Origin of the sequence: Paenibacillus tuaregi (genome assembly GCF_900086655.1) — a bacterium.
In the GTDB taxonomy this organism is placed as follows: domain Bacteria; phylum Bacillota; class Bacilli; order Paenibacillales; family Paenibacillaceae; genus Fontibacillus; species Fontibacillus tuaregi.
The window spans coordinates 97,345-112,499 of the sequence record NZ_LT575476.1; the positions used below are offsets into that span (position 1 = coordinate 97,345).

Annotated in this window: 14 protein-coding genes; 13 read left to right on the forward strand and 1 reads right to left on the reverse strand. The window is 51.9% G+C overall.

The features are described 5' to 3' along the window. Positions 1-143 precede the first annotated feature (143 nt). The 13 genes from hisA (at position 144) to trxB (ending at position 14,260) form a co-directional block, all read left to right on the forward strand. The gene (hisA, locus tag BN6628_RS00840) at positions 144-878 is read left to right on the forward strand and encodes a 1-(5-phosphoribosyl)-5-[(5-phosphoribosylamino)methylideneamino]imidazole-4-carboxamide isomerase (RefSeq protein WP_068612914.1); all 735 of its coding nucleotides are present in this window, start codon (positions 144-146) and stop codon (positions 876-878) included. A 156-nt stretch (positions 879-1,034) separates the two neighbouring features. Then, entirely contained in the window at positions 1,035-1,793 is a 759-nt protein-coding gene (hisF, locus tag BN6628_RS00845; RefSeq protein WP_068612917.1) for an imidazole glycerol phosphate synthase subunit HisF, read from the forward strand. Next, a complete protein-coding gene (gene hisIE, locus BN6628_RS00850) occupies positions 1,790-2,491 on the forward strand; it encodes a bifunctional phosphoribosyl-AMP cyclohydrolase/phosphoribosyl-ATP diphosphatase HisIE (protein WP_068612920.1) in 702 nt (233 codons plus the stop codon). The genes hisF and hisIE overlap by 4 nt, the downstream gene beginning before the upstream one ends. Positions 2,492-2,512: 21 nt before the next feature. Then, on the forward strand, positions 2,513-3,340 hold the full coding sequence (hisJ, locus tag BN6628_RS00855) for a histidinol-phosphatase HisJ (RefSeq protein ID WP_068612923.1): 828 nt from the start codon (positions 2,513-2,515) through the stop codon (positions 3,338-3,340). A 132-nt stretch (positions 3,341-3,472) separates the two neighbouring features. Further along, positions 3,473-3,871 carry an Imm10 family immunity protein gene (locus BN6628_RS00860; protein WP_068612928.1) on the forward strand — a complete coding sequence of 133 codons (399 nt, stop codon included), beginning with the start codon at positions 3,473-3,475 and terminating at the stop codon, positions 3,869-3,871. 408 nt (positions 3,872-4,279) lie between these two features. Next, positions 4,280-5,095: a response regulator transcription factor gene (locus BN6628_RS00865; RefSeq protein WP_068612931.1), complete on the forward strand. Its 816-nt coding sequence runs from the start codon at positions 4,280-4,282 to the stop codon at positions 5,093-5,095. A gap of 21 nt (positions 5,096-5,116) precedes the next feature. Further along, positions 5,117-6,229: a sensor histidine kinase gene (locus tag BN6628_RS00870; protein WP_068612934.1), complete on the forward strand. Its 1,113-nt coding sequence runs from the start codon at positions 5,117-5,119 to the stop codon at positions 6,227-6,229. A 171-nt stretch (positions 6,230-6,400) separates the two neighbouring features. Beyond that, positions 6,401-7,342 carry an ABC transporter ATP-binding protein gene (locus BN6628_RS00875; RefSeq protein ID WP_068612937.1) on the forward strand — a complete coding sequence of 314 codons (942 nt, stop codon included), beginning with the start codon at positions 6,401-6,403 and terminating at the stop codon, positions 7,340-7,342. Between the two features lie 26 nt (positions 7,343-7,368). Continuing rightward, entirely contained in the window at positions 7,369-8,502 is a 1,134-nt protein-coding gene (locus tag BN6628_RS00880) for an ABC transporter permease (RefSeq protein WP_068612940.1), read from the forward strand. A gap of 1 nt (position 8,503) precedes the next feature. Continuing rightward, positions 8,504-9,655 (forward strand): ABC transporter permease, encoded by a 1,152-nt coding sequence (locus BN6628_RS00885; RefSeq protein WP_082926732.1) that lies wholly within the window; start codon positions 8,504-8,506, stop codon positions 9,653-9,655. Positions 9,656-10,080: 425 nt separating this feature from the next. Beyond that, a complete protein-coding gene (locus BN6628_RS00890) occupies positions 10,081-11,028 on the forward strand; it encodes a ribose-phosphate diphosphokinase (protein ID WP_068612943.1) in 948 nt (315 codons plus the stop codon). Positions 11,029-11,245: 217 nt separating this feature from the next. Then, a complete protein-coding gene (locus BN6628_RS00895; protein ID WP_068612947.1) occupies positions 11,246-12,976 on the forward strand; it encodes a tetratricopeptide repeat protein in 1,731 nt (576 codons plus the stop codon). Positions 12,977-13,303: 327 nt separating this feature from the next. Further along, positions 13,304-14,260 carry a thioredoxin-disulfide reductase gene (trxB, locus tag BN6628_RS00900; RefSeq protein ID WP_068612950.1) on the forward strand — a complete coding sequence of 319 codons (957 nt, stop codon included), beginning with the start codon at positions 13,304-13,306 and terminating at the stop codon, positions 14,258-14,260. Between the two features lie 111 nt (positions 14,261-14,371). On the opposite strand, the gene BN6628_RS00905 is transcribed toward trxB, so the two are convergent. Further along, a complete protein-coding gene (locus BN6628_RS00905; protein WP_068612953.1) occupies positions 14,372-14,848 on the reverse strand; it encodes a hypothetical protein in 477 nt (158 codons plus the stop codon). Positions 14,849-15,155: the final 307 nt, after the last annotated feature.

Here is a 15,155-nt window from a genome sequence, read left to right on the forward strand (position 1 = left end):
ATCTGGCAAAGCTTGCCTTATTCTATGCCTCACCGTGTGTGGGCCGCCACCTTTCTGTAGACGAGTACCTGCTTTAGATAAGACGAGCAGTAATCAGCCGCCTCATGGGCGGCTTCATTCATAGATTATAGGAGGAAGTGTACATGTCTTCTTTTATCATTTATCCGGCTATTGATATCCGGGACGGCAAGTGTGTCCGTCTTGTACAGGGGGATTATGCCCGCGAGACCATCTATAATGACAACCCGGTGGAGGTCGCCAAGTCTTGGGAGGCCCAGGGCGGAGAGTACATTCACCTCGTTGATCTTGATGGAGCTAAGGCCGGGCACCCGGTGAATGATGAGCTGATTGGGCAGATTGCCCGCAGCGTACAGGTGCCGGTCCAGGTTGGCGGCGGAATCCGGACCGTCTCGGATGTGGAGCGGCTGCTTAGCCTTGGCGTTAGCCGCTTGATTCTTGGCACAGCGGCTATTGAAGACCGCCAGTTCACCGAGGAGGTGCTTGGACAGTATGGCGATAAGGTTGCCATTGGGATCGATGCCAGGGATGGATTTGTGGCGACACGCGGTTGGCTGGAGACCTCAGAGGTCCAGGCGGAAGTGCTGGCCAAAGAGCTCGCTGGCAAGGGGGCACAGACGTTCATTTTCACGGACATCTCCCGCGACGGCATGATGCAGGGGCCTAACGTGGATGCGATCCGGGCTCTTGCACAGGCTTCGGGACGTACAGTCATTGCGTCAGGAGGCGTAACGGTCCAGGAGGATCTTATCAAGCTGGCTGCTTATGCGGATCAAGGCATCGGAGGGGCTATTGTCGGCAAAGCGCTCTACACAGGCAGCGTGGACTTGGCTCAGGCGATTCAAGCGCTGAAAGGCTAGGCTGAGGCTGAGGTAAGCTTTGGGGGCGAACAAGGCTCAGGTCCAGGCTGAATGGACATTTGCCTCATAAGGCACTAATTAGATACCCTTGCTGTTAGGCCGCCTAACAATGAAGTATGAAATGAATATAGAGACGGTACAGAAAGGAAGAGAAGTATGCTGACCAAGCGGATAATTCCTTGCCTGGATGTGAAGGACGGACGGGTGGTTAAGGGTGTTAATTTTGTGAACCTTCGGGATGCTGGAGATCCGGTGGAACTCGCTGCTCTATATGACCGGGAGGGGGCGGACGAGCTTGTCTTTCTGGACATTTCAGCCTCGAACGAAGGCCGGGCGACGATGATTGAAGTGGTGCGGCAGACAGCTGGGGAGATTTCTATTCCTTTCACGGTCGGTGGCGGAATCTCCCAAGTGGAGGATATGAAGCGGATTTTGCGGGCGGGTGCCGACAAGATCGGCATTAACACGGCGGCAATTGTAAATCCTGACCTGATCTCCGACGGAGCAAGGCGCTTCGGTTCCCAGTGTATTGTGGTGGCGGTTGATGCCAAGTTCAATGACGCCTGGGGAGAATGGGAGGTCTATACCCATGGCGGCCGCAAGCCTACCGGTATCCGCGCCCTGGAGTGGGTGAAGGAAGCCGAGTCCCGCGGGGCGGGTGAGATTCTGCTGACCAGCATGGATGCGGACGGGACGAAGGACGGCTTCGATCTCCCGCTTACCCGGGCGGTAAGCTGTCTGGTCGGAATACCGGTTATCGCCTCTGGTGGAGCCGGAAACAAAGAACATTTCTATGATGTGTTCACGGAGGGTCAGGCGGATGCGGCACTGGCGGCAACGATTTTTCATTATAAGGAGATTGCGGTGCCGGACTTGAAGCAAGATTTGAAAGCCAGAGGAGTGGAGATACGATGAGTCAACCTTTAGAGCAGCAGCTTCCTCTTGAGGAGCTGCAGAAGACGATCCAGTGGGATGCACACGGGCTGGTGCCTGCGGTCGTACAGGACGCGGCCACCAAGGATGTGCTTATGGTCGCGTATATGAACCGTGAGTCACTGGCCAAGTCTGTGGAGACTGGGGAAACCTGGTTCTGGAGCCGCTCAAGGCAGGAGCTGTGGCACAAAGGCGCCACCTCCGGGAATACCCAGCAAATTTCGGATCTCCGGTATGACTGTGACGGGGACACCCTGCTTGTGCTGGTGAGAAGAAACGGCCCAGCCTGCCATACAGGCGAGGATACCTGCTTCTACCGCTCAGCGGCGAAGGCCGGGGACGTGAGCCCAGCCGCCCCGTCCACTTCCCTTGCTGGGGAAGGGCGTTTTGCGGTGTTGGGTGAGCTGGAGCAGATCATTAAGGAGCGTTATGAAACGCGCCCTGAGGGGGCTTATACCACCTATTTGTTTGAAAAAGGCATCGATAAGATTCTGAAGAAAGTTGGCGAAGAGACGGCTGAGTCGATCATTGCCGCCAAGAATGGGGACAATGACGAGCTGCGTCTGGAAGTCAGCGATCTGCTGTACCATCTGCTTGTCCTGCTGCGTGAGCGGAACCTTCCTCTGGATGACATTATGAGCGAGCTGGACCGCCGTCATGAGCGTCCGCGGCGCGATTAGAGCAGTGGGAGGGAATCCGGCATGCTGATTGATTATCATACCCATCATGTCCGCTGCGGCCATGCGGTGGGTGAGCTGGAGGAATACGTACAGCGGGGCATCGAGATCGGGCTGTCCCAAATCGGGTTGTCCGATCACATGCCGCTGCTGCATGTGAATCCAGCCGAATACTATCCTGAGATGGCGATGCCGATGGAGGAGCTTTCCCGTTATGTGGAGGAGTGCTTCTCGCTTAAGGCGAAATACCTCGGGCAGATTGACGTGCGTGTTGGCCTGGAAGGAGATTACATTGAGGGTTGGGAGCCGGAGATCCAGCGGATCGTGGAGGCTTATCCGTGGGACTACGTGATAGGATCGGTGCATTTTCTCGGGGAATGGGATATTTCGGACTTCCGGCAGACCCACAATTGGGAGGGCAAAGATATTCTGGCTGTGTACACCCAGTACTATGATGCTGTTCAGAAGGCCGCTAAGACTGGATTTTATGACATTATGGGGCATTTGGATGTGATCAAAAGATTCGGCTACAAGCCGCAGCCGGAGCAGGATTCAGAGCTGCTTGCGCTGGAGCAGGCGGCGCTTGAAGCGGTGAAATCGGCCGGTGTTGCTATGGAACTGAATGCTTCGGGCCTAAGCAAGGCCTGTGCGGAGATGTTCCCCAGCCGAAGAATGCTGGAGCAGGCATTCCAGCTTGGCATTCCGCTGACGGTAGGTTCGGATGCGCATGATCCGAAGAAGCTCAGCGAGAATTTGGATCAAGCCCGGAAGACCTTGTATGAGGTCGGATTCCGTGAGCTTGCGACCTTCGAGAACCGCCGCCGAACGATGATACCGCTTGCCGCTGAATGAGTAGGCAAGGTGTGTGCATATGATGGCCGCCGTTCCCGCAGATCAACGCTTTAGCAGGCGTGAGCTGCGGAAACGGTTTTTTTGTATGTTTTTAATGGTATGCAAACTATAAAAATAATACTAGGAGGCAAAATGACTACAACATTGACTGCTAATTTTTTATATGCACAAATTGATGAAGAAATTGACGTGCTAATGATTGGCTTTGCTGATGATGAGTTCGAGACAAGCGAATATATTTTGTTACAAAAAACACTAAATCCTAGTGAGGAAGATATCGAAGCCGGATTCGATGAGGTTCATATTACTTATAATGATGAGTCGCAATCAATATATGGCGGCATCTCAAAATTTCACTTCACACCTACTCGTACAGAAATAACTCTAAACGAAGAAGCGGCCGGAATATTAAATAGCAGCCCTGTTATTGTAATTAATTATGACGAGGAGAAGGTAGATCGTATTGAATTCCATAACTACCTTCTTGAGATGTTTTCGAATGAGAAGGAGATTTACAGTTACGAATTATAATTTTAACAACCTCGATTGATTTCGTGGGTTTGAGTATGGATAATGGGCCTTCGTGGACCGGGGCTTGCTTGGATGGCCGGTGGGCCATATGAAAAGTCCGTTAAAAGCAGGTAAGATAAGTTGGACTTAAGAATTACCAATAGGAAAGAGTGTGAAATGATTCTGGAGAAGCGAAGTGTTCGCCTACAAGCTTTCTGAAAGAAAGCTACATCGGAAGCATAAGCTTTGTGACCGGACTTCAACCTTATACATTTTATTCAAGAAATCGGGGAGCAACAGCGACCCTACGGAACATTTCATACGGCTTCCTTACGTGTAAATCAATAGTTCAACTTATATAGTAGCTTTTCTTCTTCCAATACGCGCTTGTCATCATGTACAATAATCCCCACAAGGGAGTGGAGCATAGTGAAAATCAAAGTACTGATTGCGGACGACAACTCATTCATCCGGGAAGGCATGCGGATCATTCTGTCGACATTTGGGGATTTTGATGTGCTTGCCACAGTGGAGAATGGGCAGGAAGCGGTGGATTTCTGCAAAAGTCAGGATGTTGATGTGGCGCTGCTCGATGTGCGGATGCCCGTAATGAACGGGGTGGAAGCTACAAGGAGGCTGACCCTTGAGACCAAGACCCGCCCGATGATCTTGACCACGTTCGATGATGATGAATACATACTCGATGCCATTCGCTACGGGGCGAAGGGCTATCTTCTCAAAAATAATGATCCCGAACGCATCCGGGATGCGATCAAGAGCGTACATAGCGGAAACAACGTGTTACAGGATGTGGTGCTGGACAAGCTGAAATCGTCAATGGACCTGCTCCGGCCGGTAGACACGGCATCCAAGTCCGAATCGGCAGAAGGACGTTCTGGGGACAAGGTGGAGACAAAAAGGACTGCTGCTCCGGCAGGCGGGCCGGGGAGAGCTGGCACGACAGCGTCGATGGAGGTTGACTATGCCCAAGGGAGTACTGGCCAGAAAGAGGTTCACGGGCAATCAGAGACGAAGGGATTACCGTTTGACCCCAGCCCCTTTACCGAGCGGGAGCTGGGCGTGATGTCCCTAGTAGCCCGCGGGCTCTCCAATAAGGAAATATCCAAAGAGCTGTTTATCTCGGAGGGAACAACCGCCAATTATATCACTTCCATCCTGGGCAAGACCCTGCTAGAGCACCGTACGCAAATTGCTATCTATTATTTGACGGGCCGGGTCCGCTAATGCCGGGAGGTTGGGCTTGATATGGAACTATGGACAGTCGGGAACAAGCTCTGTGTTTTGTTCTTCGTGGTATACATTTCTTATTTCGGGACTACGCATGCTTCGCTGTGGCTTGTATTCTATTTCGTGCTGTATATATCCATGAATTTGCTGCTTCACACGTTAAAGGACCCGAGAGTGAAGCAGGGACTGCTTGTGTGCATCATTGCAGGTGTGCTGGCCATGTCAGCAGGTGTGGATATCTATGTGCTGCTTCTGCTGCCTTTCAGCCTTTATGAGCTGGCCTCCTTTCATGTCCGGCGCGATCTGCTGGTTCTGCCCGTGGCTCTGCTTCCGGCGGTATTCCTGAGGGATTTCACAATGATTGGGCTTTACTTATTTGTGGCATTGCTAAGCTGCTGTAATTTCGTCATAGTCCGGCATTATATGAAGCAGGTTATTCAGCTGGAGGAGCAGGCGGAAGTTCAAAGATCGGACCGCCAGCGGCTGTCCCGGATGCTGAGCGAGAATCAGGAGCTTATCCGGACGTCCGAGTATATGACGAAGCTGGAGGAACGGAACCGGCTGTCGCAGACGATCCATGACGGGATCGGACATGCTATGACGGGTGCACTGATTCAGATGGAGGCTGCGAAGCGGCTGCTCATGTCTCACCCGGACAAAGCCGAGGAGCTTCTTCAGAATGCTATTGGAATTTCCAAAGAGGGGATCGAGGAGATCCGGCTCACGCTTAAGAATATCAAGCCACCGATTGAGCAGTTGGGATTCAGCCGTCTTAAGGCGGCTGTAGAGAGCTTCGGTTCACGCTCGGGTCTACAGACCACGTTGGTGCATGAAGGGGATATGGGAGTGATTACTCCGCTGCAATGGCAGATTATTCAGGCGAATGTAATCGAAGCCCTGACCAATACGGCCAAATATGCGCAGGCAACGGCGGTGCATGTGGAGATCCGTGTGCTGAACCGCTTGGTTAAAGCGGTTGTGTCAGACAATGGTCAAGGTAACCCGAAGATTGTGAAGGGTCTTGGGCTGATCGGCATGGAGGAGCGGACTGCGGCCGTCCAGGGCACAGTGATAGCCGATGGGACGAGTGGTTTCCGCGTGACTACTCTGATTCCCCATGGGACAGTGTGAATATGTTCATAGGAAATATGAACACAGGGGCCTCAAAAATATGAATTTCTTCATGTTCAAAGGATGAACTTATGCACTGACATAAGGGCATCCTTTTTCTTTATGATGGAGACAGGAAATAACGGTACCGACGTTAACTAAGCTTATATTGATTTTAAGGAGTGAACGTGAATGAACGTATTGGAGATTCGGGGGCTTACCAAAAAATTCGGCAATTTCATCGCCGTGGACAACATGTCCCTCACGATTGGCGAGGGGGAAATCTTCGGCTTTCTCGGGGCGAATGGCGCTGGAAAGAGCACAACGATCAACATGATCTCCTCCCTGCTGCGTCCAACCAGCGGCGAGATTAAGATATTGGATAAAGACATTGCCAAGATGAGCCGTTTTGCCAAGCTGAATTTGGGGATTGTTCCACAGGACTTGGCAATCTACGAGGATATGACGGCTTATGAGAATGTCAGCTTTTTCGGCGGGCTGTATGGCTTACGGGGAGCAGAGCTGAAAGCCAGAACGGAGGAAGCGCTGGAGTTCGTGGGCCTGGCTGACAAGGTCAAAGGTTACCCGAAGAACTTCTCTGGCGGGATGAAGCGACGGCTGAACATCGCTTGCGCCTTGGCCCACAAACCGAAGCTGATTATTATGGATGAACCTACGGTGGGGATCGACCCCCAATCACGAAATTACATTCTGAATTCGGTTAGAAAGCTGAACGAGGACGGATGTACGATCATTTATACCAGCCATTACATGGAGGAAGTTGAGGAGATCTGTTCCCGCATCGCTATCGTGGATCATGGCAAGATCATTGCTGAAGGGACGAAGGAACAGCTTACGGCTACGATTACAGATGTGAAGGATATCCGGATTGAAGTGAAGTCGCTGGTAGAGGTGGCTGAAGATCAGCTCCGTCTGATTCCGGGCGTACGTACAGTAAAGCTGGATGATCACGAGCCGGTGATCCGCATTCATAGTGATGCCGCGGTAGACAACCTGAATCGTATCTTAAAACAGCTGATGGACAGCGGAGCAGAGATCCGGGCGGTGGAAGAACAGGAGCCGAACCTGGAGACGGTGTTCCTGACTCTGACCGGGCGCAACTTGCGGGATTAGCCCGCGTGTAGAGGAGGGTAGGGACCATGAGGAATATATTGACAATTGCCGTGAAGGAGATCAAGCAGGACTTCCGGGATGTGCGGACATTGGTGTTTATGCTTGCTTTTCCCCTAGTTTTGATGCTCATTCTAGGCCTGGCGCTTTCCAATGCTTTTACTAATAGCGTAAGTCTGGGCGAGATGAAGGTGCTGGTGAAGAACAGCAGCAGCGGGGTGCTGTCCACCGCATTCGAAACGTTCACCGGAGAGATGAAGAAGTCGGGCATCGAGTTCGTGAGCTTGAAGAGCGGGATGAACGGAGTGGAGGAAATCCGGCAGAATCATTATGCCAGTTATATGGAACTAAGCGATTCGGGGATTTCGCTATATGGGAACAACCGGAGCGCGATTGAAGGCAATGTGATTCAAGGTATGCTGCAGGCGTTCACAGACAAATACAACGCTGCAGCGGCGGTAGCCAAGATCGAGCCTGCGAAAGTCTCCCAATTGTTTGATACCGATAGCCAGAGTAGGAGCGGTTACATTAAGGAGACCTCTATCCTTGCCAACAGGCAGCCAGGCTCCATGGATTATTATGCGCTTGCGATGTCAGTCATGGTCGGACTGTGGGGCGCGATGTCGGCCGTACGATTGATCCGCAGCGAGATCACCAGGGGGACAGCACCGCGTCTGGCCGCCGCACCGGTACGGCGCAGTGAAGTTTTTGCGGGGAAAGTGCTTGGCAGTATTGTTCAGAATTTCTTGTGTGTTCTGATTGTGGTTCTGGTCAGTAAGTTTGCGTTCGGCGCTTATTGGGGAGAACATCTGTGGCTGGCGCTCTTGCTGCTGCTGACAGAGGTGGTCATGGCGGTAAGCCTTGGGCTTGGGGTAAGTTATTTGTTCAAAGGCAACGCATCCAGCGGATTGATCATGCTGTTCGTACAGCTAGCCTCATTCTTCGGAGGTGCCTACTTCCCTGTTGGTGATGCCTCAGGCTCCAGTGTGACCAGTTATATTACCCGGATGTCACCAATCTATTGGACGAATCGGGCGCTTCTTGAAATGGTGTATAAGCCTTCTGTATCCGCCGCATGGCCTGCCATCAGCTTAAATATCGGCCTCGCGGTGCTGCTTCTAGCTGTATCTGCCGTGCTCATGCGGCGTAAGGAGGGATTTTAGGATGATCAAAGATATAGTATGGCTGATGCTGAGCACGCTCCAGAGAACGTTCCGCAAGAAGTCCAGTTGGGTGCTGTTCTTCGGTCTGCCGGTGGCGGGAATCCTGGTATCGACCCTGTTGTATGGGGGGGCCGGGCAGCCTCTGCTGCGGGTCGGGGTTGTGAATGGGGACGGTAGTGAGCGGCTGGCAGCTGACACGGTGCGTATGATTGGCAATCTGAAAGAGGTTAAGCTGGTGGAGATGGATGCGGGCGAGCTTAGGAATGAGTTGGCTTCAGGAAATCTGGATACTGGAATCGTGCTTGAACGCGGTTATTCCGAAGGTCTGCGCTCCGGTAAGCCGGGACATGTTGGGATCCAGTCGGCAAAAGGGGCCGCTGTTACGTCCTATATTAAAGCGATGCTGAATCAATATATGGACAATATTTCGGCCATCGGCCGCATCGCGGGCAGTGACCAGCCGAAGTTCGACAAGCTGTATGCCGGATTTCAGTCTGCCAATTTCAAGCTTGTTGTAAATACGGTTACCGATATCTCCGGGGCCAAGCGCATGTCCTATCAATCTATTGGATTTCTGATTATGTTCATGATGACATCCGCGGTGAATTTGTCGGAGCTGATTCTGGTGAACCGGGAGAACCGGACCTATTTCCGGATTCTGTCCTCACCGATTAGTGCACGAACTTACGTGCTTTCGAATATATTCGTGAACCTTTGTGTCATGTTCGCTCAGATTCTTGTCGCCTTGTTCTTCCTGATTTATGTGTTCAAGCTGAATGTAGGAATGGCAATTGGACCGATGCTGGTTATTCTTGGGCTGTTCTCTCTGACTTCCGTAGGAATTTCCCTGGTTGTCGTAGCCTTCTCCAAGAATAGTGCGGGAGCGGGAGCCTTGCAGAACTTTATCGTAATGCCAACCTGTCTGCTCTCCGGGTGTTTCATTCCGCTCGAGATCATGCCGAATGCGGTTCGGCGGATTGCCGATTTCCTGCCTCAGAACTGGGTGCTGGAATCCTTTGAGAAGCTTCAGTCGGGGGCTTCGCTTGGCAGCCTGTGGTTTAATATGATGCTTCTGTTTGCATTCGGGCTGATGTTCTTCCTGATAGCCTCTTATAAATTCGGCCGGAATAATGACACAAGAAACTTCGTGTAGATGAAGATTCAAGGATCGTGCTTGAAACCCTTCCTGTCCGTGAAAAGCTCTCTTAGCCTATGAGGCTATGGAGAGTTTTTTGCTACTATATAAAATGAACTTTAGAACTTCCCGGTCTCAGCGGAGAGGCCGAGTGATTCTGAAGAAGCGGAGCGTCCGCCTTTGTCTCCGAAATGCCCCACAGGATATCTATTTCAAGGATTTCGGGGACAACAGTGGTCGTAAGAACACTCAGCATCGCAGCGCCCAAAAGGGTAGCTTTCATAAGTTCATTTTTATAGGGGGTGGCTGAAAATTCACTTAAGGGGAGATTTGCTAGATAGGCGGGGATGCTTTTGCGGGCTGGAAAATTTGTTGTATACTTAAGAAGTAAGCGAATACATCAAATCATCTCAGATAACTGCGAAGTGATAGAGGAGGTTCCCATGCAAACCAGGCTGCAAATTTTCAGCGGTTCATCCAATCCGAAGCTGGCGGCACAGATTTGTGAGCGGCTTGGCGTGCCTTTGGGCAAGATTGAGCTATCCCGGTTCAAAAGCGGCGAGGTCTACGTCCATTACGAAGAGAGCATCCGGAATTCGGACGTGTTCCTGGTACAGTCGCTCTCCCATCCGATTAACGAGATGTTCGTAGAGCTTCTGGTTATGATTGATGCGGCCAAGCGGGCTTCCGCTCGGACAGTGAATATTATCATGCCTTATTACGGCTATGCCCGGCAGGAGCGTAAATCCGCCCCAAGAGAACCGATCTCCGCTAAAATGGTTGCCGACGTGCTGACCACTGCAGGGGCAACCCGTGTGGTTACGATCGATCTGCATGCGCCTGCGATTCAAGGCTTCTTCAACATTCCGGTCGATCATTTGACGACCTTGGATATTATGACCACCTATCTGAAGTCGAAGGGAATTACGAACCCGGTAGTGGTCTCGCCGGATGCCGGTCGGGCCTCTATGGCTGAGAAGCTGGCGAGCGGCCTGGATGCCCCCTTTGCTATGATGATTAAGAAGAGACCGGCCCATAACCAATCGGTGATCACCCATGTGATTGGAGAGGTTACAGGGCACACCCCGATCATCATTGAGGATTTGATCGACACTGGCTCCACGATTGTGAACGTGGTCGAAGGGCTCAAGGAACGGGGGGCGGAGGATGCATTCGTGTGTGCCTCCCACGGACTTTTCTCGGCTGACGGCATGTCGCGTCTCATTCATCCGAACATCCGTGAAGTTGTGATTACGGATTCGATCGCCCTGCCTGAGCAGCACCCCGAGAAATTTCATGTGCTGTCCGTAGCTCCAATGCTCTCCCAAGCTATCCAAATCATCCGAGACGGTGGGTCGATTGCCACCTTGTTCAGAGACCGCGGGATCTGAGAGGGCGCTTCTCATAGTTCTCCATAATTTTACTTTCAATTGCATACGTCCAAAAAGGAAATTGGAGCTCATTAGCTAGCTGATGAGGTTGTCCGGACATAGGCGTGTGAGTCGGCGGGATCTTAGATCCCGCTTTTTCTTTTATCATGGGACGAAAGGCCTCTCTATGGTATAATACCTGAGAGACTTTTAGGGATACTTGAAGGAGGTGCCTTGCTTGAAAGAGAAAAAACAGCAAAATGGCGGTGTGCCGCGCAAAGTGGTGCCCATCCGCATGGATGCGGGCTTTTTCTTTGAGAGAGCCGTCTCTTCACTGGACCGCTATCATTACGACAAGGCATTGAAATATTTTCGCAAGGCTGTGGAATATGAACCGGAGAACCCGGTTAATCATTGCAATATGGCGGGAATTCTGTCCGAGATGGGGGACTATGAAGGCTCTAATGCCGTTCTGACTTCGATTTTGGAGCATGTGGACCCGTCCATGACGGAATGTTATTTCTATCTGGCGAATAACTATGCCAACATGGAACAGTTTGAAGCGGCTGAACAGGCCTTAATCACATATTTGGAACAGGATGTCAGCGGCCAGTTCCTGGCCGAGGCGGAGGAAATGATGGATCTCCTCCACTATGAGCTGGAGCGGCCTATGAAGCTCAGCTCCATCAAAGCCCGTGAAGGGATGATCGAACACGAGAGTGCCCGGGCGCTGCTCGAAGAAGGGAAGTTCGCGCAGGCCGCGAAGCTGCTGGAGGAGATTCTGGATAAGAACCCGGACTTCCTTGCGGCGCGCAACAATCTGGCGCTGGCCTACTATTATCTGGGCCTCTTCCGCAAGGCCCAAGGTGCGATTGACGACGTGCTTGAACGTGAGCCGGGCAATCTGCACGGCTTATGCAACTTGGCGATCTTCTATCAGCACCAGGGAGATGAGAAGATGCTGGGCGAGCTGACCCTTCAGCTGCGCAACATTGTTCCTTTTCACCAGGAGCATGTGTTCAAGCTGGCTACCACGATGGGCATCCTGGGTGAGCATGAAGCGGCCTATGGCCATTTCAAACGTCTCATCAAGGATGATGAGGTGAACTTTGATCCTTGTCTCTTCCATTATGCCGCAGTGGCTTCATATAATACGGGCCGTTATGCGGAAGCCAAGAAGTATTGGCAGCATGTACAGAAGCTCGATCCGGCAGCTGAAATTCCGAAATTCTACTTAAGTCGTTTGGAAGAGGAGCAGCTTACCGGCGGGGAACGTCTTCAGGTCAGCTATCATTATCATCTGCCGTTTGAGGAGCAGTTCAAGCTGTGGGAGAAGCAGGATTCAGGTGTGCCGGACGGCATGAAGAAAGACCCGCTGATCCGCTCCTCCTTCTTCTGGGCGCTGCGCCATGGAGACGCGAGAACCAAGCTGCAGGTCATTCAGGCCTTCGGCAGCATTGGTGATGTGGAAGTTATCGAAGCACTGCGGGCGTTCCTGATGGAGCCGGAAGAAGAGAAGTATTTGAAAAGCGTGGCGCTGTACGTGCTTCGCAGTCTGGGTGTAAAGGACAGCGTGCCGGTCCGCGATCAAGAGGAAGTCCGGATGGTTGATCCGAAGATCATCTCTTCTGATCTTCCAGTCTGGGAGGACGAATGGCAAGCTGTGGTGGACACCGCCCTGCAAGGCATGGATTCGCGCTATAACCTGCTGCAGCAGTACGATCTGGAGATCTTATGGGTCGACTTCCTGTCCCGCCAGTATCCCAAGACTCCTGCTATTACAACGGTAGCGGGCTGGGCAGCCGCTTTGGAGTATCTGACCGCGAAGATGCACCGCCGGACAATTACTTATGAAGAGGTCGCACAGCGGTATGGGGTATCGGCTTCCACGGCAAGCAAGTATGCCCGGCGTGTGGATGAGGTATGCGGAATTAAAGAGAAGATGGAGAGAATCTTCCCTTCGGTCTAATTGGTATTTATATTATTTATTTTAATTATATAAACGAACTTTAAGAATTAACCTCTCTCAGCTTCGATCCCGAGTGATTCTGAAGAAGCGGAGCGTCCGCCTTGGTCTCCGCAATGCCCTTACTTGGATATCTAGTTCAAGCATTTCGGAGACAACAGCGGCCGTAAGAACACTCGGTATCGCAGCGCCTCATAAGGGTGACCTTCATAAGTTCATTTTATATAGCATAACGCATTCCGGGATCGGCTCTAATGTTTATGCAAGGGTTGCAAAAGGGTATAAGAATATCTGAAGCAGGAGAAACCAATTCCAAGGAGGTTATCCATAATGTATAAATCAATCGTGATCGGAACCGGCCCGTCTGGGCTTACGGCAGCCATATATTTGGCTCGTGCAAATTTGAAGCCGCTGGTGATTGAGGGATTGGAACCAGGCGGACAGCTGACGACTACCACGGAAGTGGAGAACTTTCCAGGGTTCCCACAGGGGATTATGGGGCCGGAACTGATGGACAACATGCGCAAGCAAGCGGAACGCTTCGGCGCTGAGTTCCGAAGCGGCTGGGTTGAAGAAGTCGACTTCTCCAAGCGGCCATTCTCCGTTAAGGTAACAGGCCAAGAGGATGCCCTGCAGGCGGAGACGGTCATTATCTCAACCGGAGCCTCGGCAAGATACCTCGGGATTCCGGGGGAGCAGGACAATGTGGGCCGCGGCGTCAGCACCTGTGCCACCTGTGACGGATTCTTCTTCCGCGGGAAGAAGATCATTGTGGTGGGCGGCGGGGACTCAGCCATGGAAGAGGCCAGCTTCCTGACACGCTTCGCTTCTGAGGTGACTCTGGTGCATCGCCGCGATGAGCTCCGCGCCTCGAAGATCATGCAGGACCGCGCGCGGGAGAATGAGAAGGTGAAATGGGCACTGAACCGGACGCCGCTGGAAGTGGTAACCGATGACAAGGGAGTAAAAGGGCTGAAGGTTCGCAACAATGAGAGCGGACAAGAGGAACTTATTGAGGCGAACGGGGTGTTCGTGGCAATCGGTCATACTCCGAATACGAAATTCCTCGGTGGTCAGATCAAGACCGATGATCACGGCTACATTGTGGTAAAGCCGGGAACGACCGAGACCAATGTCCCTGGCGTGTTCGCCTGTGGGGACGTTCAGGATACGAAGTACCGCCAGGCCATCACTGCAGCCGGTTCCGGCTGTATGGCCGCGATGGATTGCGAGAAGTTCCTGGAAGGCGCAATGGTGCACGATTGGAGCGAGACGCTGGACCAGTAAGCAGGGTCAAATCACATAACAAAGAAGCTGTCCCCTCCATTTCCATGGCCGTTGGGACAGCTTCTTTGTTTATTGTAGGAAGCGGACAAGTACTGAAGTCTGATTATCCGATCAGCTCTGCTCTGCCGAGATATCGAGATCAACGAAGTCTCCGTTCCGCGTGTAAATATACATATCCCATTTGCCGCTGATACCTTCAGCAGCAAGCTCCTTAAATTCCTGGGTTCTGCTCGAGCCTGGTGAGATGGCGATATCCTCTATAAATTTCACTTGATTTCGCTTAATCGTCATATATACGGATGAGCTGCTGTTGTTCCTGATCGTAAAGGTCAATTTCTTGCCATTCAAAGGTGAGCTGGTATACTCGCCGGTGTAGGCTCCCAGACCGCTATGATGGGTCTCAAGAGGCTGCCGATGGCTTAACAGGTTGATCTGGTCTTCAGAATAGGGGCTTCCTGCTGCTGAAGGCAACGACGAAGAGGCCTGAACAGATGGCGGCTGCAGTCCCGGAGCGGCAAAAATAGCAATAGCTGCTGCAGCCACGCCGAGTCCAGTAACCAGCAGGAGGGACAACTTTTTTAATGTCATAACGGTGACCATCCTTACTTTCTAGTATAAAAATTGAACTTGAGAGAATTACCTGTATCGGCTTCCTCATACTTCCATTTTACCAAAGAACGGTTTCTTTTGCTTTAATTTGTTTGTTTTGAGATGGAAGATTTCGCCAAAGTCGGCAAAGAGACGAACGACTCACGACCAAGCGCTAGCAGTCGCCTTTGGTTTTGGATTTCATCCCCTGGAAATAAATCAAGAAAGAAATCCGAAACCAATAGGGATGGGAAGGGGGTGTTCGTTATTAAAGCGCACGGCACGAAGCTCCCGGCGCGCGGTATGG

Coding starts and splice junctions, on each gene's coding strand:
- hisA (WP_068612914.1), top strand. CDS start 144: ATGTCTTCTTTTATCATTTATCCGGCTATTGATATCCGGGACGGCAAG.
- hisF (WP_068612917.1), top strand. CDS start 1,035: ATGCTGACCAAGCGGATAATTCCTTGCCTGGATGTGAAGGACGGACGG.
- hisIE (WP_068612920.1), top strand. CDS start 1,790: ATGAGTCAACCTTTAGAGCAGCAGCTTCCTCTTGAGGAGCTGCAGAAG.
- hisJ (WP_068612923.1), top strand. CDS start 2,513: ATGCTGATTGATTATCATACCCATCATGTCCGCTGCGGCCATGCGGTG.
- BN6628_RS00860 (WP_068612928.1), top strand. CDS start 3,473: ATGACTACAACATTGACTGCTAATTTTTTATATGCACAAATTGATGAA.
- BN6628_RS00870 (WP_068612934.1), top strand. CDS start 5,117: ATGGAACTATGGACAGTCGGGAACAAGCTCTGTGTTTTGTTCTTCGTG.
- BN6628_RS00875 (WP_068612937.1), top strand. CDS start 6,401: ATGAACGTATTGGAGATTCGGGGGCTTACCAAAAAATTCGGCAATTTC.
- BN6628_RS00880 (WP_068612940.1), top strand. CDS start 7,369: ATGAGGAATATATTGACAATTGCCGTGAAGGAGATCAAGCAGGACTTC.
- BN6628_RS00885 (WP_082926732.1), top strand. CDS start 8,504: ATGATCAAAGATATAGTATGGCTGATGCTGAGCACGCTCCAGAGAACG.
- BN6628_RS00890 (WP_068612943.1), top strand. CDS start 10,081: ATGCAAACCAGGCTGCAAATTTTCAGCGGTTCATCCAATCCGAAGCTG.
- trxB (WP_068612950.1), top strand. CDS start 13,304: ATGTATAAATCAATCGTGATCGGAACCGGCCCGTCTGGGCTTACGGCA.
- BN6628_RS00905 (WP_068612953.1), bottom strand. CDS start 14,848: ATGACATTAAAAAAGTTGTCCCTCCTGCTGGTTACTGGACTCGGCGTG.